19 protein-coding genes and 1 pseudogene are annotated in these 23926 nt (G+C 67.3%); 13 read left to right on the top strand and 7 right to left on the bottom strand.

Annotation, left to right across the window (positions count from 1 at the left end):
- Positions 1-96: 96 nt before the first annotated feature.
- The 7 genes from eutB (at position 97) to WI26_RS29880 (ending at position 7824) form a co-directional block, all read left to right on the top strand.
- The gene (gene eutB / locus WI26_RS29910; protein ID WP_069228228.1) at positions 97-1068 is read left to right on the top strand and encodes a hydroxyectoine utilization dehydratase EutB; all 972 of its coding nucleotides are present in this window, start codon (positions 97-99) and stop codon (positions 1066-1068) included.
- A 1-nt stretch (position 1069) separates the two neighbouring features.
- Positions 1070-2074 carry a cyclodeaminase gene (locus WI26_RS29905; protein WP_069228227.1) on the top strand — a complete coding sequence of 335 codons (1005 nt, stop codon included), beginning with the start codon at positions 1070-1072 and terminating at the stop codon, positions 2072-2074.
- Positions 2075-2084: 10 nt separating this feature from the next.
- A complete protein-coding gene (gene doeA / locus WI26_RS29900; RefSeq protein WP_069228226.1) occupies positions 2085-3293 on the top strand; it encodes an ectoine hydrolase DoeA in 1209 nt (402 codons plus the stop codon).
- Positions 3294-3297: 4 nt separating this feature from the next.
- A complete protein-coding gene (gene doeB / locus WI26_RS29895) occupies positions 3298-4323 on the top strand; it encodes a N(2)-acetyl-L-2,4-diaminobutanoate deacetylase DoeB (protein ID WP_059536555.1) in 1026 nt (341 codons plus the stop codon).
- A gap of 14 nt (positions 4324-4337) precedes the next feature.
- A complete protein-coding gene (locus tag WI26_RS29890; RefSeq protein ID WP_069228225.1) occupies positions 4338-4808 on the top strand; it encodes an Lrp/AsnC family transcriptional regulator in 471 nt (156 codons plus the stop codon).
- Positions 4809-4931: 123 nt separating this feature from the next.
- A complete protein-coding gene (locus tag WI26_RS29885; RefSeq protein ID WP_069228224.1) occupies positions 4932-6410 on the top strand; it encodes an NAD-dependent succinate-semialdehyde dehydrogenase in 1479 nt (492 codons plus the stop codon).
- 19 nt (positions 6411-6429) lie between these two features.
- Positions 6430-7824 (top strand): aspartate aminotransferase family protein, encoded by a 1395-nt coding sequence (locus WI26_RS29880; RefSeq protein ID WP_069228223.1) that lies wholly within the window; start codon positions 6430-6432, stop codon positions 7822-7824.
- A 204-nt stretch (positions 7825-8028) separates the two neighbouring features.
- Here the strand turns inward: WI26_RS29880 and WI26_RS29875 are convergent, their stop codons facing one another.
- Together WI26_RS29875 and WI26_RS29870 are read right to left on the bottom strand one after the other, a co-directional pair.
- Positions 8029-8961: an MBL fold metallo-hydrolase gene (locus WI26_RS29875; RefSeq protein ID WP_069228222.1), complete on the bottom strand. Its 933-nt coding sequence runs from the start codon at positions 8959-8961 to the stop codon at positions 8029-8031.
- 297 nt (positions 8962-9258) lie between these two features.
- Positions 9259-10644 (bottom strand): MFS transporter, encoded by a 1386-nt coding sequence (locus tag WI26_RS29870; RefSeq protein WP_069228221.1) that lies wholly within the window; start codon positions 10642-10644, stop codon positions 9259-9261.
- 263 nt (positions 10645-10907) lie between these two features.
- Between WI26_RS29870 and WI26_RS29865 the strand changes: the two genes are divergently transcribed.
- Entirely contained in the window at positions 10908-11195 is a 288-nt protein-coding gene (locus WI26_RS29865; protein ID WP_069228220.1) for a DUF1330 domain-containing protein, read from the top strand.
- 9 nt (positions 11196-11204) lie between these two features.
- Here WI26_RS29865 and WI26_RS29860 read toward each other — a convergent pair whose 3' ends face one another.
- The gene (locus WI26_RS29860; RefSeq protein WP_060189267.1) at positions 11205-12914 is read right to left on the bottom strand and encodes a dihydroxyacetone kinase family protein; all 1710 of its coding nucleotides are present in this window, start codon (positions 12912-12914) and stop codon (positions 11205-11207) included.
- 338 nt (positions 12915-13252) lie between these two features.
- Here WI26_RS29860 and WI26_RS29855 point away from each other — a divergent pair, with 338 nt between their 5' ends.
- Complete coding sequence (locus WI26_RS29855; RefSeq protein WP_069228219.1) at positions 13253-14449, top strand: collagen-like triple helix repeat-containing protein; 1197 nt, start codon at positions 13253-13255, stop codon at positions 14447-14449.
- A gap of 168 nt (positions 14450-14617) precedes the next feature.
- Here the strand turns inward: WI26_RS29855 and WI26_RS29850 are convergent, their stop codons facing one another.
- Positions 14618-15748: a sigma-54 interaction domain-containing protein gene (locus WI26_RS29850; RefSeq protein ID WP_069228218.1), complete on the bottom strand. Its 1131-nt coding sequence runs from the start codon at positions 15746-15748 to the stop codon at positions 14618-14620.
- A 564-nt stretch (positions 15749-16312) separates the two neighbouring features.
- Here WI26_RS29850 and WI26_RS33370 point away from each other — a divergent pair.
- Positions 16313-16465, top strand: a pseudogene (locus tag WI26_RS33370) (FMN reductase); the annotation flags it as partial.
- A 36-nt stretch (positions 16466-16501) separates the two neighbouring features.
- Complete coding sequence (gene sfnG, locus WI26_RS29840; RefSeq protein WP_059536574.1) at positions 16502-17605, top strand: dimethylsulfone monooxygenase SfnG; 1104 nt, start codon at positions 16502-16504, stop codon at positions 17603-17605.
- 161 nt (positions 17606-17766) lie between these two features.
- Here sfnG and WI26_RS29835 read toward each other — a convergent pair whose 3' ends face one another.
- On the bottom strand, positions 17767-18414 hold the full coding sequence (locus WI26_RS29835) for a LysE family translocator (protein ID WP_059595674.1): 648 nt from the start codon (positions 18412-18414) through the stop codon (positions 17767-17769).
- Positions 18415-18520: 106 nt separating this feature from the next.
- Here WI26_RS29835 and WI26_RS29830 point away from each other — a divergent pair, with 106 nt between their 5' ends.
- On the top strand, positions 18521-19369 hold the full coding sequence (locus tag WI26_RS29830; RefSeq protein WP_069228216.1) for a LysR substrate-binding domain-containing protein: 849 nt from the start codon (positions 18521-18523) through the stop codon (positions 19367-19369).
- A 24-nt stretch (positions 19370-19393) separates the two neighbouring features.
- Here WI26_RS29830 and WI26_RS29825 read toward each other — a convergent pair whose 3' ends face one another.
- On the bottom strand, positions 19394-20284 hold the full coding sequence (locus tag WI26_RS29825) for a LysR substrate-binding domain-containing protein (RefSeq protein ID WP_059509274.1): 891 nt from the start codon (positions 20282-20284) through the stop codon (positions 19394-19396).
- Positions 20285-20437: 153 nt separating this feature from the next.
- Here WI26_RS29825 and WI26_RS29820 point away from each other — a divergent pair, with 153 nt between their 5' ends.
- Positions 20438-23491: an FAD-binding and (Fe-S)-binding domain-containing protein gene (locus tag WI26_RS29820; RefSeq protein WP_069228215.1), complete on the top strand. Its 3054-nt coding sequence runs from the start codon at positions 20438-20440 to the stop codon at positions 23489-23491.
- A gap of 99 nt (positions 23492-23590) precedes the next feature.
- Here WI26_RS29820 and WI26_RS29815 read toward each other — a convergent pair whose 3' ends face one another.
- Positions 23591-23893 (bottom strand): hypothetical protein, encoded by a 303-nt coding sequence (locus WI26_RS29815; RefSeq protein WP_059509270.1) that lies wholly within the window; start codon positions 23891-23893, stop codon positions 23591-23593.
- Between the last annotated feature and the right edge of the window lie 33 nt (positions 23894-23926).

The following is a 23926-nucleotide window of genomic DNA, read 5'->3' as shown; positions in this document are numbered from 1 at the left end:
GTCGTGCCAGCGACGCACAATGTATCAGGACATTCGAAAGCGCAATTTGGAACATTAGACTGGATCGCACTACATCAATGATGAGGCGTGCGATTCATGTCCTTCCTGTCGCTGTCCGACGTCTACCGCGCGCGCCGACGCATCGCCGGGCACGCGTGCGTTACGCCGCTTGTCGCGTCCGCCGCGTTGTCCGCGCGGACCGGCGCCTCCGTTCATCTGAAACTCGAAACGCTGCAGCCGACCGGCAGCTTCAAGCTGCGCGGCGCGACCAACGCGCTCGCCGAGCTCGCGGCACGGCGCGTGACGCGCGTCGTCACCGCATCGACCGGAAACCACGGCCGCGCGGTCGCCCATGCGGCACGCACGTTCGGTATCGAGGCCGCGGTCTGCATGTCGTCGCTCGTGCCGGCGAACAAGGTCGACGCGGTTGCCGCGCTCGGTGCGCGGGTCGTGATCGCCGGCGACAGCCAGGACGACGCGCAGGCCGAGGCGCGGCGCCTCGTGCGCGATGAAGGCTACGCGTACGTGCCGCCGTTCGACGACCCGCGCATCATCGCGGGGCAGGCGACGATCGGCGTCGAGATTCTCGAAGCGCTGCCCGATACGTGCACGCTCGTCGTGCCGCTGTCCGGCGGCGGGTTGTTCAGCGGCGTTGCGTTTGCCGCGAAGGCGATCCGGCCCGCGATCGAGGTGATCGGCGTGTCGATGGCGCGCGGTGCCGCGATGCACGCGAGTCTCGCGGCCGGACGACCGATCGACATCGATGAACAGCCGACGCTCGCCGATTCGCTCGGCGGTGGCATCGGTCTGGACAACCGTTATACGTTCGACATGACGCGCGCACTCGCCGACGGCGTCGTGCTGCTCGACGAGCCGGCGATCGCGCGCGGCGTCATGCATGCGTACCGCGAAGAGCGTCTGGTCGTGGAAGGCGCGGGTGCGGTCGGCATGGCCGCATTGCTGGACGAACGGATCGCGCGTCGCGATCGCGGCGGTCCGATCGTCGTGATCGTCAGCGGTGCGAACATCGACATGGCCGTGCATCGCCGGCTCGTTTCGGAGAACTGACATGGCCCATCCCGTCATGCTGCTCGGGCAGGCGCAACTGCGCGCACTGGTCCCGCTCGATCTGGCCGCGATCGACCAGGTCGAGGCCGCATTCGTGTCGCTCGCGACCGACGCAGTCGTCATGCCGCCGATCCTCAATCTCGCGTTGCCGGCGCGGCACGGTGAAGTCGACGTGAAGACGGCGTACCTGCCGAGCTTCGACAGCTTTGCGATCAAGGTGAGTCCCGGCTTCTTCGACAACCCGTCGCTCGGGTTGCCGAGCCTGAACGGGCTAATGCTCGTGCTGTCCGCGCGCACCGGCCTCACCGAAGCCGTGTTGCTCGACAACGGCTACCTGACGGCCGTGCGCACCGCCGCGGCCGGCGCGGTGGCCGCGCGCCGGCTCGCGCGCGCCGATGCGCGACGCGCGGCGATCATTGGCGCGGGCGAACAGGCGCGGCTGCAGCTCGATGCATTAAGGCTTGTGCGCGACATCACGCACGTGACCGTCTGGGCGCGCGACGCCGAGCGAGCGGCGCGCTTCGCGGCCGACGTGCGTGCCGCGCACGGAATCGACGCGGTTGTCGCGCGTTCGGTGCATGCGGCGCTCGCCGACGCGGACATAGCGGTGACGACGACTCCGAGCCGTGAGGCGCTCGTGCACGCCGAGGATCTGCATCCGGGGCTGCACGTGACCGCGATGGGCTCGGATGCCGACTACAAGACCGAACTTGCGCCGTCGGTGTTCGGTGCGGCGCGCTACTTCTGCGACCGGTTGCAGCAGACCCGCGTGGCCGGCGAACTCGCGCACGCGATCGCCGCCGGAGCGGTCGCGGCCGACGCGGTGTTTCCGGAACTCGGCGAAGTGGTTGTCGGGTTGCGCGATGGCCGTACTCATCGCGACGACATCACGATCTGCGATCTGACCGGCACAGGTGCACAGGACACCGCTATTGCCGTGCTCGCGCTGCAGCGCGCCCGCGCGGCAGAGGTGGGCACGATTTTTCACAACGACCTCACGACTTGAGAGGAGACAGATGTCCGCAGTCATAGAAACCCACGAAGCCGGGCCGCGTCTCGCGTTCGAGCGCAGCGAGTATGCCGCGCGCATCGCGAAGACGCGCGCGGCGATGCAGCGGGCCGGCATCGACCTGCTGATCGTTACCGACCCGACCAACATGGCCTGGCTTACCGGCTATGACGGCTGGTCGTTCTACGTGCATCAGTGCGTGCTGCTGCCGATGGACGGCGAGCCGGTCTGGTACGGCCGCGGCCAGGACGCGAACGGCGCGAAGCGCACCGTGTTCATGTCGCATGACAGCATCGTCGGCTATCTGGATCACTACGTGCAGTCGACGGCCCGTCACCCGATGGACTACCTGTCGACCGAGGTGATCGCCGCGCGCGGCTGGAGCACGCTGCGCATCGGCGTCGAGCTAGACAACTACTACTTCAGCGCAGCGGCGTACGCGTCGCTTCAGAAGCATCTGCCGGCGGCGCGCTGGGTCGATGCGACGGCGCTCGTGAACTGGCAGCGTGCGGTGAAATCGCCGCGCGAGATCGAGTACATGCGCGTCGCCGCGCGGATCGTCGAGCGCATGCATGCGCACATCGTCGACACCATCGAGCCGGGCATGAAGAAGAGCGATCTCGTCGCGCAGATCTATGCGACCGGGATCGGCGGCGCGGACGGCTTCGGTGGCGACTATCCGGCGATCGTGCCGCTGCTGCCGACCGGCGCCGACGCGGCCGCGCCGCACCTGACCTGGGACGACTCGGTGTTCGCGCGCGGCGCGGGCACGTTTTTCGAGATCGCCGGCTGCTACCGCCGCTATCACTGCCCGCTGTCGCGCACCGTCTATCTCGGCAAGCCGCCCGCCCACTTCATCGAAGGCGAACGCGCGGTGGTCGAGGGGATCGAGGCGGGACTCGCGGCCGCGAAGCCCGGCAACGTATGCGAGGACATCGCGAATGCATTTTTCGCGGTGCTGCGCCGCGCGGGCATCGACAAGGACAGCCGCTGCGGCTACCCGATCGGCGCGAGCTACCCGCCGGACTGGGGCGAGCGCACGATGAGCCTGCGCCCGGGCGATCGCACGGTGCTCGAACCCGGCATGACGTTCCATTTCATGCCCGGGCTGTGGCTCGACGACTGGGGGCTGGAGATCACCGAAAGCATCCTGATCACCGAAACCGGCGTGGAGACGTTTTGCAACGTGCCGCGCAAGCTGTTCGTGAAGGAGTAGAACGATGCGTGCTTCTCCCATCACGCCGACCGTCGACTTCGACGCGGACGGCGAACAGCATGGCTTTCTGAAGCTGCCTTACTCGCGCGACGATTCCGCGTGGGGCGCGATCATGATTCCGGTGACCGTCGTGAAGCGAGGCGACGGGCCGACGGTATTGCTCACCGGTGGCAATCACGGCGACGAATACGAAGGACCCGTCGCGCTGTCGAAGCTCGCCGGTTCGCTGAAGGCGGCCGACGTGACCGGTCGCGTGATCGTCGTACCGTTCATGAACTACCCGGCGTTTCGCGCCGGCTGCCGCACGTCGCCGATCGATGCGGGCAATCTCAACCGCAGCTTTCCAGGGCGTCCGGACGGCACCGTCACCGAGAAGATCGCCGATTACTTCCAGCGTCATCTGCTGCCGCTCGCGACGCACGTGCTCGACATTCACGCGGGCGGTCGCACGCTCGACTTCGTGCCATTCGCTGCGATCCACGTGCTGGACGACCGCGACCAGCAAGCACGCTGCGAGCGCGCGATGCGCGCGTTCGGCGCGCCTTACTCGATGCGCATGCTGGAGCTCGACAGCGTCGGGCTCTTCGACACCGCGGCCGAGGCGGCCGGCAAGGTGTTCGTGTCGACCGAGCTGGGTGGCGGCGGATCGTCGACGGCCGCGAGCGTCGCGATTGCCGAACGTGGCGTGTATGGATTTCTCGCGCATGCCGGTGTGATCGCGAAGGACGTGATCGAGGGCACCGCGCCGCGCACGACGACGCTGCTCGACATGCCGGACGGTTCGTGCTTCACGACCAGCGAGCATCGCGGGCTGCTCGAGATGTGCCGCGATCTCGGCAGCGAGGTGAATGCCGGCGACGTGCTCGCGCGCGTGCATGACATCGACCGAACGGGCGTCGCGCCGGTCGAATACGTCGCGCGGCGGCGCGGGTTGCTCGCGGCCCGCCACTTCCCGGGCATCGTTCAGGCCGGCGACACGATCGCGGTGGTTGCCGACATCGTCGAGCGAAATATTCCGGTGTCCGTATAAGGACGCACAGCACCGTGATCAAGCTCGACCGATACGACCTGGCGATCCTGCGCATCCTCGAGCGCGACGGGCGCATCACGAAGTCGAAGCTCGCGGAGGCCGTGAACCTGTCGATCTCGCCCGCGTGGGAGCGCGTGCGCAAGCTCGAGGAAAGCGGCGTGATCCGCGGCTATCGCGCGGACGTCGACTGGATCGGCACGTTCTCAGGCAGTCGCATCGTCGTCGAGGTAACGCTGTCGCGTCATACCGCGCCCGACATGCGGCGCTTCGAGGAGCGCGTGAGCGCGGCGCCCGAAGTCGCGCAGTGCTATGCGACCGGCGGCGGCGTCGACTACGTGCTGCACGTGATCGCGCACGACATCGATCACTACCAGCGCTTCATCGACACGTTGCTGATGGAGGATCTCGGCATCGAGCGCTACTTCACGTACATCGTGACGAAAGTCGTGAAGTGCGAATCCGGTGGCGCGCCGGACTGGCTCTGAAACTTCGCGCGAACGCGCGGCAATACGGAAAAAAACGCAAGAAGCGGGCGCCGAAACCGAAATTTCCGCGCCCGCCGGCACGACAGAATGAAGCTCGTGCCCACCCAAACGAGGAGACGCAGGATGTTGCCCGGACACCCCGTTCTGTTCAAGTCGACGTGCTATGTCGACGGTCGCTGGATCCACAGCGACAGTGCCGCGACGGTCGCCGTCGTGAACCCCGCCGATCAGGCCGTGATCGGCCATGTGCCGATGCTCGAGCGCACACAGATCGTCGCTGCCGTCGACGCCGCGCAGCGTGCGTTCGACACGTGGCGCTGGACGCCGCAAGACGTGCGTAGCGCGGCGCTGCTGCGCTGGCATGCGCTGATCCTGCGGCATCTCGACGATCTCGCCGCGCTGCTGTCGCTCGAGCAGGGCAAGCCGCTCGCCGAATCGCGCGGAGAGATCCGCTATGCGGCGAGCTTCGTCGAATGGTTCGCGAACGAGGCGAAGCGCGTCGCGGGCCGCACGATTCCGACGCACATCGACGGCGCGCATCTCGGCACGGTGATGGAGCCGGTCGGTGTCGCGGTGCTGATCACGCCGTGGAATTTCCCGGCGGCGATGATCACGCGCAAGGCGGCGGCCGCGATCGCGGTGGGCTGCACGGTGGTGGTGAAGCCCGCGCACGAGACGCCGTTTTCGGCGCTCGCGCTCGCGCAGCTTGCCGACGAGGCCGGGTTCCCGGCCGGCGTGTTCAACGTCGTGCTCGGCGAACCGCAGATGGCGATGGAAACGCTCGTCGGCGACGCGCGTGTGCGTGCGGTGAGCTTCACCGGATCGACGCGTGTCGGGCGGCTCGTCACCGAAACCGCCGCGAAGGCCGGCATTCGCAAGGTTGCGCTCGAACTGGGCGGCAATGCGCCGTTCATCGTGACCGAGGACGCGGATCTCGAACAGGCGGTGCGGATCGCCGTCGGCGCGAAGTTCCAGACTTCCGGCCAGGACTGCTGCGCGGCGAACCGGATCTTCGTCGCGCGCCGGCTCTATGACGCATTCGTCAGGTGCTACGCGAACGCGGTGCGTGAACTGAAGACCGGCCCCGCGTTCGAGCCGGACGTCGATGTCGGTCCGCTGATGCACCAGGCCGCGTTCGACGCGACGGCGGCACGCGTGGACGACGCGCGCGCGCGCGGAGCCCGCATCGTCGCGGGCGGTCGGCCGCACGCGCTCGGCGGCTGGTTCTACGAACCGACCGTGATCGCGGACGCCGCACCCGGCATGCGCGTGTACGACGACGAGAACTTCGCGCCGATCTCGGCGGTGTGCGCGTTCGACACGCTCGACGAAGTGGTCGACAAGGCCAACGACACCGAGTACGGCCTCGCCGCCTACGTTTGCTCGACACGCATCGACACGATCTTCCAGCTCGTGCGGCGGCTCGACTTCGCGATGGTGTCGGTCAACGGCGTGAAATTCACCGGTGCGCCGATCCCGTTCGGCGGAATGAAGGCGTCGGGCCTCGGGCGCGAAGGCGGCGCCGAAGGGTTCGAACCGTTCACCGAAACCAAGTACTTCTGCCTCGGCAATCTCGGCCTGCCCGTCGCGGCGACGGCCTGACCCATTCAAAGGAGCCATCATGAAACAATCGATCGACGCACTGCTGCGCGAGGACCGCGCCCACTTCATGCACCCGTCGACGCATGCATACGACCACGAGACCGGTGCGCTGCCCGGCAAGATCGTGCGCGGCGCGCAAGGCATTCGCATCGAAGATCACCAGGGCAAGCGCTATATCGACGCGTTTGCCGGCCTCTACTGCGTGAACATCGGCTATGGCCGCACCGAAGTCGCCGACGCGATGCACGAGCAGGCGAAGCAGCTTGCGTACTACCACACGTATGTCGGCCACTCGTCGGACGCGATCATCGAGCTGTCGTCGCGCATCATCGACTGGGCGCCGGCGGGGATGAAGAAGGTCTACTACGGGATGTCGGGTTCCGACGCCAACGAGACGCAGATCAAGATCGTCTGGTACTACAACAACGTGCTCGGCCGCCCCAACAAGAAGAAGATCATCTCGCGCGAGCGCGGCTATCACGGCTCGGGCATCGTGACGGGCAGCCTCACGGGCCTGCCGAGCTTCCACCAGCATTTCGACCTGCCGATCGATCGCGTGAAGCACACGGTGTGTCCGCACTGGTATCGCAAGGCACCGGCTGGAATGAGCGAAGCGCAGTTCGTCGCGCACTGCGTCGAGGAACTCGAGAAGCTGATCGCGCGCGAAGGCGCCGATACGATTGCCGCGTTCATCGCGGAACCGGTGATGGGCACGGGCGGCATCATCGAGCCGCCGGCCGGCTACTGGCCTGCGATCCAGGCCGTGCTGCGCAAGCACGACATCCTGCTGATCTCGGATGAAGTGGTCTGCGGATTCGGGCGCCTGGGCTCGAAGATGGGCGCGCAGCACTTCGGGATCGCCCCTGACCTCATCACGGTCGCAAAGGGGCTGACGAGTGCGTATGCGCCGCTGTCGGGCGTGATCGTCGGCGAGAAGGTGTGGGACGTAATTGCGCGCGGCTCGCAGGAGCATGGGCCGATGGGGCACGGCTGGACGTATTCGGGTCACCCGGTATGCGCGGCCGCCGCACTCGCGAACCTGGCGATTCTCGAACGCGAGAACCTGGTCGGCAACGCTGCCGAAGTGGGCGCGTATTTTGGCGCGAAGCTGCGTGACGCGTTCGGCGCGCATCCGCTCGTCGGTGAGGTCCGCAGTGTCGGGATGCTGGCGGCGCTCGAGTTCATGGCCGACAAGGACGCACGCACGCCGTTCGATCCGGCGCTGAAGATCGGCGCGCAGGTATCGGCCGCGGCGCTGCAGCGCGGGGTGATCGCGCGCGCGATGCCGCACGGCGATATTCTGGGTTTTGCGCCGCCGCTGGTGATGACGCGGGTGGAAGCCGACGAGATCGTCGGGATCGTGAAGGAAGCGGTGGACGAGGTCGCGGAGCGCAATCTGTCGAGCGTCGCCTGAGTTTCCGGCGGTTCAGATCCGCGCGCAAGCGCGCGAAGTGACGCCGTCGCACGGAAGTGCGGCGGCGTTTTTTGTTTCACGGGTGGCCACTCCCGAAAGCGGTGTTCCGTGCTACGAGGCACCACCATTGCTGCGAGAACGATGGCGATCCAACTAACCTCATCAGTACGGTCCGCATGGCGCCCGCTGCGTTTCACACATCACTCAGTAGTCCCACACGACAGGGACGAAGCGGAATCCGTCTCCGTCCCTCGCAATGTGGCCTATCGACGGGAACGCGACATGCGCGGCAGCCAGCATCGCGCCGGTTTCGACGGCTTCGTTGAACAGTGCGATCCGGACGTTGGTAGCCGCCTGCGGATCGTGCTCGAAGCCGTTTTGCCAATCAGGATGGTCGAAGTTCACTTCGAAGATCGCGTCGCCCGAGAACGTCAGTCGTTCGCCGTCCGATGCGATATCGACCACGCAGTGTCCCGGTGTATGACCACCGGTCACGCGCGCCGACACGCCGGCCGCAACTTCCACGGTGTGGTCGAACGGTACGATGTGCTCGCGATACAGCTCAACGAATCGCGCCGCTGCCTTGCGTAGCGCGGGCGGGACGGTTTCCGGCATCACGGTCTTGCTGAAGTCCGGATTTTTCCAGAACGCCAGTTCCGCGGCCGACACGTGAATGCGCACGTCGGGGCTCAGCCGGGCCTTGACGCCGTCGACGTTCAGCCCGCCGACGTGATCCATGTGCATGTGGGTGATCACGATGTCGGTGATCGCGGCGAGGTCTATCCCCGCGGATTCGAGACGCATCACCGACCGCCCCGCGCGCGTGAAGTATTCGAAGCCGTCGCCCACGCCGGAGTCGATCAGGATCAGGCGATCGGCGCTGCGCACGAGCGCGATATTCAGCGCCCAGTCGAACATGTCGCGTTGCAGGAACCGTCCGTCGAACCATTCGTTGCGGTCCGCTTCGCTCACGTTGGTGGACATCGTGGAAGTCGGCAGCGGCAGAACGCCGTCGCTGATCAGCACGACGTCGACGTCGCCGATGCGCACCGCGTAGCGGGATGGAACGAGTTCACCAGCCGCTTCCTTGCCCAGGCGGGTCGTTACCGGTCGCACGTTTCGGATTGGTCCGTTCATGTTGAATCGTCCTCTTCATCGAGTGGGGGTCTTCCGCGCTGCACAGCGCGGATCGCGCGCGATCGAGCATGACGCGTTTTCCGTGTCGCTTGCATGCCGATCGAGCATGTCGGCGATTGTAGGGACGCTCGACGAACGCCTGAAGCACCGCGCCTGCGAACATCGTGTTGTCCTCGCGACACCAATCCGCCGGCGGGTTCATGGCGCCGAAATGCACATCGCCCGCGGTCCGTTGCCGGACCGCGGGCGATGCAAGGGTTGCCGTTTATGGGGCGACGAACGTCGCCCCGACACGCGTCAGCCCGGTTGTCCCGGCACCGTCTCGCCGCGCAGCGAGCACCCGCGCGTCTCGATCACACCCGACAACGCCACCAGCCCGATCGCACAGGCCGCCATCATGTAATACGCGGGAATCAGCGCGTTGCCGGTCTTGCCGATCAGCCAGTCGTTGACGATCGGCGCGGTGCCGCCGAACAGCGATGTCGACACGTTGTACGCGATCGCCATGCCGGCATACCGCACGTGGGTCGGGAACATCGCCGGGAACATCGCGGAGATCGTCGCGAGCTGCGGCACGTACAGCAGGCCCAGCACCGCGAAGCCGACGAATGCGCCGAACACGCCATGCGTCATCAACGTGAACATCGGCACGGCCGCGACGAACAGCCCGACGAGCGAGATCCACCACATCGCCTTGCGGCCGACGCGATCCGACAGCCAGCCGGCGAACGGCAGCAGCACCATCATCGCGAGCATGCCGATCAGCGGAATCAGCAACGACATGTTCTCGCTGACGCCGAGTTCCTTGTGCATGTAGGTCGGCATGTACGCGAGCAGCACGTAGTTGACGACGTTCAGCGCGACGACGAGCCCGCCGAGCAGAAGCAGCGGCCGCGCGTAGCGGACGAGCAGCTGACCGATCGGCAGCGCCGTGGCGGCGGTACTCTGCTCGCGCCGATGCGCCTGCTCCTCGAGTTCGCGGAACACCGGCGTTTCCTCGAGGCGGGAACGCAGATAGAAGCCGATCAGTCCGAGCGGCGCCGCGACGAGGAACGGCAGGCGCCAGCCCCACGCATGCATCGCGGTGTCGCCGAGCAGCAGCGCGAACCCGAGCATCAGCAGCGCGCCGAGCGAGAATCCGGCGAGCGTCGCGAATTCGAGGAAGCTGCCGCAGAGGCCACGTCGTGAATCCGGTGCGTATTCGGCGATGAAGGTCGCCGCGCCGCCGTATTCGCCGCCGGTCGAGAAACCCTGCACCATGCGCAGCACGATCAGCGCGGCCGGTGCGAGCCAGCCGGCACTCGCGTAGCTCGGCAGCACGCCGACGAGCAGGGTCGCGCCCGACATCGTGAGGACGGTCAGCGCGAGCACGCGTTTGCGGCCGAGGCGGTCGCCGAGCGGGCCCCAGAACAGGCCGCCGAGCGGGCGGATCAGGAACGAGATCGCGAAGGTGCCGAGTGCGAACAGCGTCGCGCTGGCCGTGTTGCCGGGAAATAGTGCGGCCGAGATGTACGCGAGTCCGTACGCGTAAATGCCGTAATCGAACCATTCGGTTGCATTGCCGAGGGCGGCGGCCGCAATCGCGACCCGAGGCAGGCAGTGCGGCTCGTCGCCGCGGGAAGCCGTCTCGTCCGGAACGGACGTGGCGGGGGAAACGGAAGTCCACGATGGCACGTATCGCATGAGGGATCCTCGCTATCAGCATGCGCCCGGGCGGGCGCCGACGAGGATCAAAGTAATCCCGCCAATTACCGAGGCCCGATGTCATAGGACGATGTGGGGATCGGGGTTTTCCCGTGCCGCCGAAGGGTGGCCAGCGGACCACCGCCCCCGTCGCCGAGGCACCGGTCGGCGAACGGCTGTAAGCTGCGCGCTGCCACGCAGAATTCATTAGGCCGGGCAGCGCGTGGCGTCCCCGTTTTCACAATTCATCAGGAGCACGCATCGTGGCAACCTACATCGTTTTCACACGGGAAAGCACGCAGGACCAGCATGAGCTCGACATCTATTCGAGCCAGGTCGGTGCGACCCTTGCCGACCATCCAGTGAAGGTGCTTGCAGCATATGGGCCGCAGGAAATCCTCGAGGGTGAAGGCCCGGAAGGCGTCGTGATCGTCGAGTTCCCGTCGAAAGAGGCCGCGCACGCGTGGTATCACGGCCCCGAATACCGGAAGGTCGTCCAGCACCGGTTCAACGGCGCGCGCTATCGCGCGGTGCTGGTCGAGGGCGTCTGAGCGGGGCCGTTACCGAATGTGTGGCAGTAACGCGCGCAGCCAGTACGCGACCGCCGCCGCGCCACCATCGGGCGTGCCGATCGCGCGTTCGCCGAGATAGCTCGCACGTCCGGCGCGCGGCGTCATGCCGGCCGTTCGTTGCGCGCCGTGTTCCGCCGCCTCGACGGCTTGCGCCCATGCGCCAGCCGGGTCGCGCTCATGATCGAGCGCGCGATCGAACGCATCGGCGGCCGGCACCAGTGCATCGAGCATCGTCCGGTCGCCGGCGCGCGCGCCGCCCAGTTCGGAGATCGCATCCACCGCACTGCGCAACGCCGCAGCCCAGTCGCGCGCCGACGGTGCGGCGGTATCCGCGGCATCGGCGAGGCGCCGCGATGCGCGCAGCAGCGCGGTCGCATAGAACGGTCCCGAACTGCCCGCGATCGCGCGGCGCAACGCGGTGCCCAGCGCCGCGAGCGCGCCGGCCGGCGTGCCGTACGCGGCCTCGGGCAACGCGAGGATCGCCTGCGCGGCGCGATGCATGCTCGCGCCCAGATCGCCGTCGCCGGCGGCCGTGTCGAGTTCCGTCAGCGTCGCTTCGTTGTCGATCAACGCTTGCGCGACCGCGTGCAGCGCCGGCCGCAGGCGCGCCGCCCACGCGCGGCCGGCCGCATCGAGCGGCGGCAGCGGCTGGTCGGGCACGGCTGCGGCGGCCACCTGGATCCGCGTGTTGACCGCGCCGCCACCGGGCCACGCGCGCGCCTGCGTCGGCGCATCCAGCAGCGCGGCGCGTTCGTCGTTCAGCCGCAGCAGCGAGATTGAGCAGCCGGGCATGTCCAGCGCCGAAAGGAACGTGCCGGCCCACGCACGCGCGACGATGATGCCGCGCCGGCTCAGGTTGTCGTACGCGGCGCGCAGCACGATCGCCAGTTCCATGTCCGGCGTCGCGCCGAGACCGTTGACGAACAGTGCGACGCGTTCGCCGCGATCGAGCACCAGGTCCGCGACGATGCTCGACAGCAGCGTCTCGACGAGCGCGTCTGCCGGCAGCGGCGCGGTGCGTTCGACGCCTTTCTCGCCGTGGATGCCGAGGCCGAGCTCGATCTCGTGATCGGCGAGGCTGAACCCGGACTTGTCGGCGCCGGGAATCGTGCAGCCGTCGAGCGCGACGCCCATCGTGCCGAGTTCGGCGGCTGCGTCGCGCGCGATTCCCGCGACGCGGGCGAGCGGCAACCCGCGCGCCGCGGCCGCGCCGGCCAGCTTGTGGATCAGCACGGTGCCCGCGATCCCGCGTCGCTGCCCGCGCTCGACGCGGCCGCGCAGCGACACGTCGTCGGCGACGATCACGGTTTCCACCGGAATGCCCTCGGCGCGCGCGAGTTCGGCGGCCAGCCCGAAATTGAGGCGGTCGCCTGTGTAGTTCTTCACGACGAGCAGCGCGCCGTTCGGGCCGGCGCACGCGCGGATCGCGGCGAGTACTGCATCGGTCGGCGGCGACGTGAACACTTCGCCGCAGACGGCCGCGCTCAGCATCCCTTCGCCGACATAGCCGCCGTGCGCGGGCTCGTGACCGCTGCCGCCGCCGGACAGGATCGCGACGGGGCGCTGTGATGGCTCGGGCAGCGGCTGGCGCACGAGCACCTGCTCGTCGCCGAGGATCGCGACATGCGGCGACTGCCGCGCGATGCCTTCGAGCATTTCGCGCACGACGTCGGACGGGTGGTTCACGAGCTTTTTCATGGCAGCGGGTTCCTGACGATGGGACGAAGCCCGGCGGCTCGCATGCGGTGCCGCCGGGCTTCGTACTGTGGATGGTGGGCCGCGCGCCGGAAAGCGGCGCGCCGCGCGGCCGGCGTTACGTTACATCCGGGCATTCGTAGCACGAATGTAACGAAAACAGAGCCGCTTGGGGGCCGAAACGTATCGATCGCGATCGCGGGCAGGCGCCTGCGCGAGCGCGCGGATGCTGGCGTTGCGGCGGAAAGGCGTATTCGCCTAGTGCCGATGGCATGGAAAATGCTGTTTCTCCTGCGGTCCTCAATCGAACATTCCATCGCCCGGGCCGCGAGGAGACCACCATGTATCGAACCCGCATTGTCACGTCCGCGGCGTTGCTCGCCGCCGCCGGCATGCTGACCGCCTGTGGCGGCACCGACGTTGCCGCGCCGGCGAACGCAGCCGCGAGCACCAGCGGCGCAACCAGTGCCGGCAATACGCCCGGCAGCAACACATCGGACGGCGGCTGGGGCACCAGCGGCACCCCCGGCACGCGCGGCGTCGTGAGCACCGCCGGCGCGCTCGCGGTCGGCGTCGGCTCGACTGTCAGTGCGATGTCGTTGCCGGTACTCGGGAATACCGTGACGCGCAGCGCAGGCGATACGATCTCGAGCATCAGCACGATCTCGCGCGCCGCGGCCGATGCGCTCAGCGACGGGCTTGGCAAGACTGGTTCGACGTCCAACCCGGTTGGTACGACGGTCGCCGGCCTTGGCGAAGTTGTCGGCACGACGGCAATTCCGGTCACGGGCCTCGCGCAGACCATCCGCGCGCTCGGCTCGGGGCCGCTGGCGCCGCTCGCGCCGGTGACGACACCCGTCGGCGCGGTGCTCGACACCGTGGCCGGCGGACTCGGCGCGGCAGGCAACACGGTCGGCGCGACGCTGGCGTCGGGCGCCGTCCAACAGGTCACGCAGCCGCTTAGTTCGGTCGTCACGCCGCTCGTCATCACGGCCGGTCAGGCAACGCAGCAGATCGGCGCGACCACGGGCCTCGGTCAGCCGGTGGCCGGTCTGCTCGGGCAGGTCGGCACCGCGCTGGCGACAACGGGCTCGCGGATGGGGTCCGTCTCGTCACAACCGGCCGTCGGATCGGTGGGGGCGCTCGTCGGCGCGCTCGGCAATACCGTCACGAACGCCGGTGGACTGGTCAACTACAACGGCCCGAACGGCGTCGCGCCGATTCCCGGGCTGATCGTGAGCCTCGCGGGTGCTTCCGTCGCCACCGTGCAGAACGGCCCGTCGGGTGGCTCGAGCACGTCCGGCCCGCTCGGCGGCGTGCTGCCGGGGCTCGGCTCGACGCCGCTCGGGTCGTTGACCGGTGCGCTCGGCGGCACGACCGGTGCCGGTGCTGCGAGTCCGCTCGGGCCGGTGACGAACCTCGTGTCGACGGTTACCGGCACGCTCGCTGGCGCGGCGGGCGGCGCCGGTTCCTCGGCGAACCCGCTCACGCCCGTTACGTCGTTGCTGGGCGGCGTAACGGGCGGCGTCGGGAAATAACGGCGTACCGTACTGCAAGCGGCTCGGCGACGCGCCGCTTGCCGTCGCGCAGGCGAGCAGCGCATCGGCATCGTCCGTTCATGCCGTCGATGAATTGCGACGAGCCGAAGCGACCACCACCCGCCTCGCCGATGCGCGGCACCGCTTGCAGCCGCGCGATCGCGTTTCTTATTTGACCGCCGCGATCGCCTTCGCGCGAATCAGCCGCGCACGCAGCACGTTCCGGCTGATGCCGAGCAGGCGCGCGGCCTGAACCTGGTTGCGGTGACTGAAGTCGAACGCGACCCGCATCACGGTGTTCTCGATGCGTTCGAACAGGTTCTCGTGCGGCTCATCGAACAGCGCGCACAGTGCGAGTTCGAGCGCTTCCTGAGCGGGCACGCGGCAGCCCGCCGTTTCCCGCGCGCCGGCAACCACGGCCGGCACGCATGACGACGACAGGTTCAGCTCGGCGTCCTGCAACACATCATGGCGGCTCACCAGCAGCGCGTGATGGATCACGTTCTCCAGTTCGCGGATATTGCCGGGCCATGAATGCGCTTCGAGCGAGCGCGCCGCGCGCGGATCGATGCTGCGCGGCCCATGGCCGAGGCGGCTGCGGTATTCGTCGAAGAAGTGGCGCGCGAGCGGCAGGATGTCGCGTGGCCGCTCGCGCAACGGCGGCACGTCGAGCTGCACGACGTTGAGCCGGTAGAACAGGTCGCCGCGAAACCGTCCGTCCACCACGGCCTGCTGCAGGTCGACGTTCGTCGCGGCCACCACGCGCACGTCGATCGGGATGCCCGTGCGCGAGCCGAGTCGCACGACCTCGCGCTCCTGCAGCACGCGCAGCAGCTTGACTTGCATCGATGGCGGCAGGTCGCCGATCTCGTCGAGAAACAGCGTGCCGCCGTTCGCGGCCTCGAACCAGCCGGGCTTCGTGCCGAGCGCGCCCGTGAATGCCCCTTTCTCGTGACCGAACAGTTCGCTGTCGACGAGCGTGTCGGAGAGTGCGCCGCAGTTCACGGCGACGAACGGGCCGCCGCCGCGATGGCTGGCGTCGTGCACGTGGCGCGCGATCAATTCCTTTCCGGTGCCTGTCTCGCCGACGATCAGCACGTTCGCGTCGCTCGGCGCGACGAGCCGCACGCGCTCGAGCAGCGCGAGCGAACGCGGATCGGCGAACACGGGCGCGCGGGCGCGGGGCGACGCATGGTGCGTGGGGAACGCGAGAACGGGCGCGCCGCGCGCTTCGTCCGACGACTGCGCGGTGACGACACGAGGATGGACCGGACGCGGCGTTGCAAACAGGGAGGTCATGGCGATAAGGCGTGAGTCGATCGAACGGTTTGAACCAGCGTTGAATGGCGTCGCGGTCCGGTGGCTGCCTGATCAGCAGAGTGTTCAGTGTTTTGCGCCGCACGGGAAACATCGATTTCTGATAACGAAAGCCGGATTGCTGCGCAGGATGAAACGGCGGGGACGCGCGCTGCCGCGACAGCGGATTCGGCGTCATCGCGTTCGATGCAACGGTGTCCGATCACAGCGATCCAGCGTTCGGGGAACGCGAAACTGCTGATTGAGCAGCAGGGCATCAGCAACGCTGTCTCCGTCGGTTCATCGCCCCGTGGAATATCGATGCGATGTGATTGGAGAAACACTTTTCCTGACGGGTTATTTGACCGTGTAAGCCATGCCCGATGGGCGATCGACGGAAACTTCGTGATGCAGATGATCCGTGCGATCGCGCATCCGTCGTCAATGGCACGCTCCTTGCGAATCCGACACGACATCGGCGCGGCAACGCGCAGTTCGACAACGGCAACGCATGGCATGCGCAACGCCCTCAACGTGGTCGCCCTGTCGGGTGGCCGGCAACGGCCATCTCGCACGCTGCCGATCGGCGTATGCGCAGCCGAGAGCGATGTCGACCGCTATGAAATCGCGAGCCCCGCGCTGCGCACATGCATCGCGCTCGCGGTGGACCGGGCGGTGCCGCCACCGCGTCCGGTCACGCTTGCTGTCGTGGCCGCGTAACCCGTCTTTCGTCTTCCCCTTCGATCAGGATCCTTCATGAGCATTCACGAACCTTCAACCGACGGTGTCAAATTCGCGTACTGGGTGCCAAACGTCAGCGGCGGCCTTGTCGTCAGCACGATCGAGCAGCGTACCGACTGGAGCCTCGAGTACAACCAGAAGCTCGCGCGCACGGCCGAGGCGGCCGGCTTCGACTACGCGCTGAGCCAGATCCGCTTCACGGCCGGCTACGGCGCCGAATACCAGCACGAGTCGGTCTCGTTCAGCCAGGCGCTGCTGCACGCGACGACGAAACTGAAGGTGCTGGCGGCGATCCTGCCGGGGCCGTGGCATCCGGCCGTGGTCGCAAAGCAGCTCGCGACGATCGATCATGTTTCTAACGGACGCATCGCGATCAACGTCGTCAGCGGCTGGTTCAAGGGCGAATTCACAGCGATCGGCGAGCCGTGGCTCGAGCACGACGAACGCTATCGGCGCTCGAAGGAGTTCATCCAGGCGCTGAAAGGCATCTGGACGCAGGACAACTTCACTTTCAAGGGCGACTTCTACCGCTTCAACGACTACACGCTGAGCCCGAAACCCGTGCAGAAACCGCATCCGGAGATCTTCCAGGGCGGCAGTTCGCGCGCGGCGCGCGATAACGCGGCAAGCGTGTCGGACTGGTACTTCACGAACGGCAATACGCCGGAGAACCTGAAGGCTCAGATCGACGACATCCGCGTGAAGGCTGCCGCGAATAACCATCGCGTGCGGATCGGCGTCAACGCGTTCGTGATCGCGCGCGACACCGAGGAAGAGGCGCGAGCCGTGCTCGACGACATCGTCCGGCACGCGCACGTCGAAGCCGTGCATGCATTCGGCGATGCGGTGAAGGAGGCCGGCAAGGCGTCACCGGAAGGCGAAGGCAACTGGGCGAAATCCACGTTCGAAGATCTCGTGCAGTACAACGACGGCTTCCGCACGAACCTGATCGGCACGCCGCAACAGATCGCCGAGCGGATCGTCGCGCTGAAGGCGGTCGGCGTCGATCTCGTGCTCGCCGGGTTCCTGCATTTCATCGAGGAAGTCGAGTACTTCGGCAAGCGCGTGTTGCCGCTCGTGCGTGAACTCGAAGCGCGGCGGCAGGCGGTCGCCGCGTGATGCGCGCGGGTGTGCGAACGGTTGCGATCATGAACGGCCGCGCGATCGCGTGAACGTCACGGCCGGCGCTGCGTGCTGCCGGCCATCGAGGATCGCCGCCTCACGCAGAGCGGCGCGGGCCGGTGCTACCACCTCATCGGAGCCGCGACCTGCCGTGCGCGTCACGCCACACCCGCCGTTCTCGACGTCTCGACGAGCATCTGAACGCCGAGGCCGCCAAGCACCGCCCCCATCGCCCAGCGCTGCGCAAGCAGTAGCGCGGGCCGCCCATGCAGGAATTGTGCGATGCCGCTCGAGCAGATCGCGACCAGCCCGTTCGCCGATGCGAACGCCGCGATCAGCAATGAACCGAGAAAGAGCGACTGGCCGAACACGCTGCCTTGCCGGTAATCGATGAACTGCGGCAGCAGCGACACGAACAGCATCGCGAGCTTCGGATTCAGCACGCTGGTCGTCGCGCCCATCGCGAGCAGGCGCAGCGGCTGCTCGTTCGGCAGCGTCTTCACCTCGAACGGCGAACGGCCGCCGGGCCGGACGGCCTGCCACGCGAGATAGAGCAGATACGCGGCCCCCACGACGCCGAGCGCGGCGCCCGCGTACGGCACGCTCAGGAACAGTGTCGTGATTCCAAACGCGGCGCCGAACATGTAGAACAGATAGCCCACCATCACGCCCGCCAGCGAAATCAGGCCGGCGGTGCGCCCCTGCGCGATCGAGCGCGACATCACGTAGACCATGTTCGGCCCCGGCGTGATCGCGAGCATGCCACCGATGACCAGGAACCCGTAGAGCGAGCCGGAGGTATGCATGGTTGCTGCTTCCCGCGATGAATGTCGATGGCATTCATTGTCCAGCGATGGAGGTGGACAGTAAAACGGGATAAACTGAATCGATTGATCAGATTTTCTAAATAACATGAAAAAGCTCGATCTCGATGTGCTGGCGATGGTGGTGGCCGTGACGGAGTCCGGATCGTTCGCGCAGGGCGCGCAAGCGGTGCACCGGTCGCCGTCCGCGGTGAGCATGCAGATCAAGGCGCTGGAGGATGCGCTCGGCAAACCGCTGTTCATTCGCGACACGCGCAATGTGACGGCAACCGACGACGGTCGCACGCTCGCCGAATACGGCCGCCGGATGCTGGCGATGCGCGACGAGGTGTGGGCGTCGGTCGTGCGCCCGGAGATCCGTGGGCGCGTGACGATCGGCGTGCCGGACGACTACATCTCGTCGCTGCTGCCGCAGGTGCTCGGCAAGTTCGCCGCGATGCATCCGCGCGTGGAAGTGCGCGTGATCGGCCAGCCGAGCAGCGCGCTCGTGCCGATGCTGAAGGACAACTCCATCGACCTCGCATGCCTTACGCGCATCAAGGGCGTGACCGGCGAGCTGGTGCGGCTCGAACCGATCGTGTGGACGGGCTCGCCCACGCGCAACGTGTGGGAAGAGCGCCCGTTGCCGGTCGCGCTCTTCACGCACGGCAGCATGGCGCGCGATCACGCGATCAAGGCGCTGAACCGGCAGAAGATTCCGTTCCGGATGTCGTACGAAAGCCCGAGCTTCCTCGGACTGGTCAGCATGGTCGAGGCCGGACTTGCGGTCGCGCCGCTCGCGCGCTGCAGCATTCCCGCGCATCTCCTCCAGCTGTCGCAGAACGAAGGACTGCCGCCGCTCGATGCGCTCGAGGTCGTGCTGGCGCGCAGCGCGCAGTCGGCGCGACCGCCTTGCGATTACCTCGCCGAACAGATCCTCAACGAATGGCGCGCGTGATCGCGCCGTCCATCCGCTCGCACGTCAGCACGATTTCAGCAGCCATTCCCGAAACGCCACCAGCGACGGCAGCGTGTCGTTTTCCGGTGGATACACGAGGTAGTAGCTGCGCTGGCTGGTGATCGCGTCGCCGATCGACACGAGTTCGTTGCGGCTCAGCTCGTCCTCCACCAGCACCTTCGGCACGAGGCCGATCCCCATCCCGGCCCGCACGGCCTGGATCAGGTGCGACGTCAGCTCGAAACTGGGGCCGATCCGCATCTCGCGATGATCGAGCCCGAAACGCGAGAACCATTCGGCCCACGCGTGCTGATTGCTCGTCACACCCAGCAGCGTCTGCCCCACTGCCCACGCCGGCGCGCGCGGGCCGGCCTTGCGGCGCCCGGCCGTGTCGGGGCTCGCGATCGCGATCAGGAACTCGTTGTACAGCCGGTGCGCGTGCAGGCCGGGCCAGTCGCCCGCGCCGACGGTGATGGCCGCGTCGAGGTCGTCGGTATGGAAGTCGATGCCGCCGATCCGCGAATGCAGGTGCACGGTCACGCCCGGATGCGCGGCATAGAAATCGTGCAAGTGCGGCAGCAGCCATTTCGAGCCGAAGGTCGGCAGGGTCGCGAGCCGCAGCGTGCCGGCGCCGGCCTGATGCGACATCGCTTGCAGCGTCGCGCCGCGAATGCGCCCGAGCGCGCCGCTCAGCTCGACGAAGTAGCGGCGCCCGACTTCCGTCAGCTTTACGGAGCGGCCCTCACGCCGGAACAGCGACACGCCGAGCTGATCCTCGAGCGTCTGGACCTGCCGGCTGATCGCGCTTTGGCTCAGCGACAACTCGTCGGCCGCGCGCGTATAGCTTTCGTGGCGCGCTGCGGCCTCGAACACCAACAGCAACGACATGGACGGAGTCAGACGACGGTAATTCATGAGTTTTATGCAAGTGTTGCCGGGGAAGAATTCGTTTGTTTATTGCATTGATCCGCAAGATACTGGATTTCCGGCTCGCATGGAATCTTGCTCAAAACTCATGTTTCCGCGCGAGGCCGAGCACCGGCTCCACCCACACTGCGCTTTCATCCCATGTCGATCACTCCGTTGCCCCGTCCCGTCAGCCCGCCCGAGGCCCGTTACCGCGACTTTCTCGCCGCCCTGCAGGCGGCAGGATTCGCAGGCGAAATCCGCGCGGACCATGCGAACCGGACCGTGCACGCGACCGACAACTCGATCTACCAGCGCTTGCCTCAGGCGGTGATCTGCCCCGCGCATGCGGACGACGTGCGGCTGCTCGCGCGACTGCTCGCCGAGCCCGCGCACCGCGACGTCGCGGTGGCGGCGCGCGGCGGCGGCACGGGCACCAACGGGCAGTCGCTGACCGACGGCGTGGTCGTGGATCTGTCGCGCAACATGAACCGGATCCTGGAAATCAACGCGGACGAGCGCTGGGTGCGCGTGCAGGCGGGCGTCGTCAAGGACCAGCTCAACGCCGCGCTGAAGCCGCACGGGCTCTTTTTCGCGCCCGAGCTGTCGACGTCGAACCGCGCGACGGTCGGCGGGATGATCAACACCGACGCGAGCGGGCAGGGCAGCTGCACGTACGGCAAGACACGCGACCACGTGCTCGCGCTCGACTTCGTGCTGATGGGCGGCGAGCAGCTGCACAGCGACGCGCTTGCGGACGACGAACTGGAACGCCGCTGTGCGCGGCAGGACCGTGTCGGGAAGGTCTATCGCACCGCGCGCGGCATCATCGACGAGAAGGCAGGTCTGATCGACGCGAAGTTTCCGAAGCTCAATCGCTGCCTGACCGGATACGATCTCGCGCACCTGCGCGAGGCGGACGGCCGCTTCAACCTGAACAGCGTGCTGTGCGGCGCTGAAGGCTCGCTCGGCTTCGTCGTCGAGGCGAAGCTGAACGTGCTGCCGATCCCGAAGTATTCGGTGCTCGTCAATGTGCGCTACGCCGGCTTCATGGACGCGCTGCGCGATGCGCGTGCGCTGCTCGAACTCAAGCCGCTGTCGATCGAGACGGTCGACTCGAAGGTGCTGATGCTCGCGATGAAGGATTTCGTGTGGAGCAGCGTGGCCGAGTATTTCCCGCAGGACGACGCGCGTCCGACGCTCGGCATCAACCTGATCGAATTCAGCGGCGACGATGCCGACGACGTCGATGCACGGGTGCGTGCGTTCGTCGAGCATTTGCGCACCGACACGAGCGTCGAGCGGCTGGGCCACACGCTCGCGACCGGCGACGATGCGGTGAAGCGCGTGTACGCGATGCGCAAGCGCGCGGTCGGGCTGCTCGGCAACGTGCAGGGCGAGGCGCGTCCGCAACCGTTCGTCGAGGACACCGCGGTGCCGCCCGAAAATCTCGCCGCATACATCGCCGAATTCCGCGCGCTGCTCGACGGCCACGGGCTGCAGTACGGGATGTTCGGCCATGTCGACGCAGGCGTGCTGCACGTGCGCCCGGCGCTCGACATGAAGGATCCGAAGCAGGCCGCGCTGGTGCGGCCGGTGTCGGACGCGGTGGCCGAACTCACGCAGCGGCATGGTGGCCTGTTATGGGGCGAACACGGCAAGGGCGTGCGCTCCGAATATGCGCCGGCGTTTTTCGGCGAGTTATATCCGTCGCTGCAGCAGCTGAAGGCCGCGTTCGATCCGCACAACCAGTTCAACCCGGGCAAGATCGCGACGCCGCCGGACAACACGCTGCGGCTGCTGAAGGTCGACGAAGTGCCGACGCGCGGCGAGCATGACCGGCAGATCGACGAGCGCGTATGGCAGAGCTACGGCACGGCGATGCACTGCAACGGCAACGGCGCGTGCTACAACTTCGATCCGGACGACGCGATGTGCCCGTCGTGGAAGGCGACGCGCGAACGCGTGCAGTCGCCGAAGGGGCGCGCGTCGCTGATGCGCGAATGGTTGCGTCTGCAAGGACAGGCGGGCATCGACGTCGTCGCGGCGGCGCGCGCGCGGCAGCCGTTCGTGCGTGGCCTCTTGACCCGCTGGCGCAACAGCCGCGCCGCGCGCGACGGCGAAGCCGATTTCTCGCACGAGGTGTACGACGCGATGGCCGGCTGCCTCGCGTGCAAGTCGTGTGCGGGGCAATGCCCGGTCAAGGTCAACGTGCCCGAGTTCCGATCGCGCTTTCTCGAGCTCTATCACCAGCGCTACCTGCGGCCGCTGCGCGACTATCTGATCGGCTCGCTCGAATTCACGATGCCGTGGATGGCGCGCGTGCCCGCGCTGTACAACGGCCTGATGCGCGCCGGTTGGGTACGCACGCTGCTCGAGCGGCACGTCGGCATGGTCGACAGCCCGCTCCTGAGCCGCTTCGACCTCGCGGCCGTGATCCGGCAGTGGAACGTGCGGCCGGCCGACGCGCGCGCGCTTGCCGAATTGAGCGATGCGCAGCGCGCGCGCAGCGTCGTGATCGTGCAGGACACGTTCACGCGCTATTTCGACACCGAGCAACTGGCGACGCTGATCGAGCTGGCCGCGCGCGTGGGCTTCCAGGTGTGGCTCGCGCCGCTTGCGCCGAACGGCAAGGCGCTGCACGTGCAGGGTTTCCTTCGCGCGTTCGAGCAAGCGGCGATTCGCAACGCGACGCAACTGGCCGCGCTCGCGCGCTCGGGTGTTGCGCTCGTCGGGCTCGATCCGGCGATGACGCTGACGTATCGGCAGGAATACCTGAAGGTGACGGGGCTCGCCGATGTGCCGAAGGTCGCGCTGCCGCAGGAGTGGTTGCTGCAGGCGTTGCCGGAAGCGGATGGGGCGGCGGATGAGGCGGTGGCGCCGTACCGGTTGCTGCTGCACTGCACGGAGAAAACCAACGCGGCGGATAGCGGCAAGCAATGGGTCCAGGTATTCGCGCGGCGCGGGCTGCGGTTGAAGGTGCAGGCGACCGGGTGTTGCGGGATGTCGGGGACTTACGGGCACGAGTCGCGCAACCTGCAGACGTCACGGACGATCTACGCGCAATCGTGGGCCGCGCATGTCGATGCGCCGGAAGCGGAGGGTGAAGCACTGGCCACCGGGTATTCGTGCCGCAGCCAGGTGAAGCGCATGTCCGCGCGTCAGGTGCGTCATCCGCTGCAGGCGCTGCTCGATCACGTACGTGCGGCGAGGTGACGGGCGGCTGGGAGTGTGGCGTGGCAGCGCGCGTGGCGGGATCGAGCGCGTGCCGGATCGAACGGCACGTGCGGTGCCTGGGCCAACGCCCGCCGCGGCTCAGGAACCGGCTTTCGCGGTCTTGCGCACGCGCGGCTTGCGCGCCGCAGGAAACGCGCCGACGCCGCGCGGCCGTTTCGGCTCGATGCCCGTTTTACCGATGACGTGCCGGAAATCGATCTCGTGCGCGGCCAGCGCGCCGATCAGCGTCGCGATGACCGCGAGGTGGGAAGGGACGGTGCCCTTGCTCGAATAGTTCGTGATGGAACTTTCGTTCATCCGGATCAAACGGGCGAATTCTCGCGCCGTCAACTGCGCTTTCTTCAACTCCTGTTGAAATTCCGCATACGCCATTGCACACATGTCGCTTCATCTCCGCAAAACTTGAATCGGCAC

The sequence above is a fragment of the Burkholderia diffusa genome (genome assembly GCF_001718315.1).
GTDB classification, from domain to species: domain Bacteria; phylum Pseudomonadota; class Gammaproteobacteria; order Burkholderiales; family Burkholderiaceae; genus Burkholderia; species Burkholderia diffusa_B.
Note: the sequence above shows the minus strand (reverse complement) of the source record. Positions and strands in the feature narration are given on the sequence as shown.

What these genes read in the sequence shown, in the direction of transcription:
- eutB (WP_069228228.1), top strand. Translation starts at nt 97, where the DNA reads ATGTCCTTCCTGTCGCTGTCCGACGTCTACCGCGCGCGCCGACGCATC.
- WI26_RS29905 (WP_069228227.1), top strand. Translation starts at nt 1,070, where the DNA reads ATGGCCCATCCCGTCATGCTGCTCGGGCAGGCGCAACTGCGCGCACTG.
- doeA (WP_069228226.1), top strand. Translation starts at nt 2,085, where the DNA reads ATGTCCGCAGTCATAGAAACCCACGAAGCCGGGCCGCGTCTCGCGTTC.
- doeB (WP_059536555.1), top strand. Translation starts at nt 3,298, where the DNA reads ATGCGTGCTTCTCCCATCACGCCGACCGTCGACTTCGACGCGGACGGC.
- WI26_RS29885 (WP_069228224.1), top strand. Translation starts at nt 4,932, where the DNA reads ATGTTGCCCGGACACCCCGTTCTGTTCAAGTCGACGTGCTATGTCGAC.
- WI26_RS29880 (WP_069228223.1), top strand. Translation starts at nt 6,430, where the DNA reads ATGAAACAATCGATCGACGCACTGCTGCGCGAGGACCGCGCCCACTTC.
- WI26_RS29875 (WP_069228222.1), bottom strand. Translation starts at nt 8,961, where the DNA reads ATGAACGGACCAATCCGAAACGTGCGACCGGTAACGACCCGCCTGGGC.
- WI26_RS29870 (WP_069228221.1), bottom strand. Translation starts at nt 10,644, where the DNA reads ATGCGATACGTGCCATCGTGGACTTCCGTTTCCCCCGCCACGTCCGTT.
- WI26_RS29860 (WP_060189267.1), bottom strand. Translation starts at nt 12,914, where the DNA reads ATGAAAAAGCTCGTGAACCACCCGTCCGACGTCGTGCGCGAAATGCTC.
- WI26_RS29855 (WP_069228219.1), top strand. Translation starts at nt 13,253, where the DNA reads ATGTATCGAACCCGCATTGTCACGTCCGCGGCGTTGCTCGCCGCCGCC.
- WI26_RS29850 (WP_069228218.1), bottom strand. Translation starts at nt 15,748, where the DNA reads ATGACCTCCCTGTTTGCAACGCCGCGTCCGGTCCATCCTCGTGTCGTC.
- sfnG (WP_059536574.1), top strand. Translation starts at nt 16,502, where the DNA reads ATGAGCATTCACGAACCTTCAACCGACGGTGTCAAATTCGCGTACTGG.
- WI26_RS29835 (WP_059595674.1), bottom strand. Translation starts at nt 18,414, where the DNA reads ATGCATACCTCCGGCTCGCTCTACGGGTTCCTGGTCATCGGTGGCATG.
- WI26_RS29830 (WP_069228216.1), top strand. Translation starts at nt 18,521, where the DNA reads ATGAAAAAGCTCGATCTCGATGTGCTGGCGATGGTGGTGGCCGTGACG.
- WI26_RS29825 (WP_059509274.1), bottom strand. Translation starts at nt 20,284, where the DNA reads ATGAATTACCGTCGTCTGACTCCGTCCATGTCGTTGCTGTTGGTGTTC.
- WI26_RS29820 (WP_069228215.1), top strand. Translation starts at nt 20,438, where the DNA reads ATGTCGATCACTCCGTTGCCCCGTCCCGTCAGCCCGCCCGAGGCCCGT.
- WI26_RS29815 (WP_059509270.1), bottom strand. Translation starts at nt 23,893, where the DNA reads ATGTGTGCAATGGCGTATGCGGAATTTCAACAGGAGTTGAAGAAAGCG.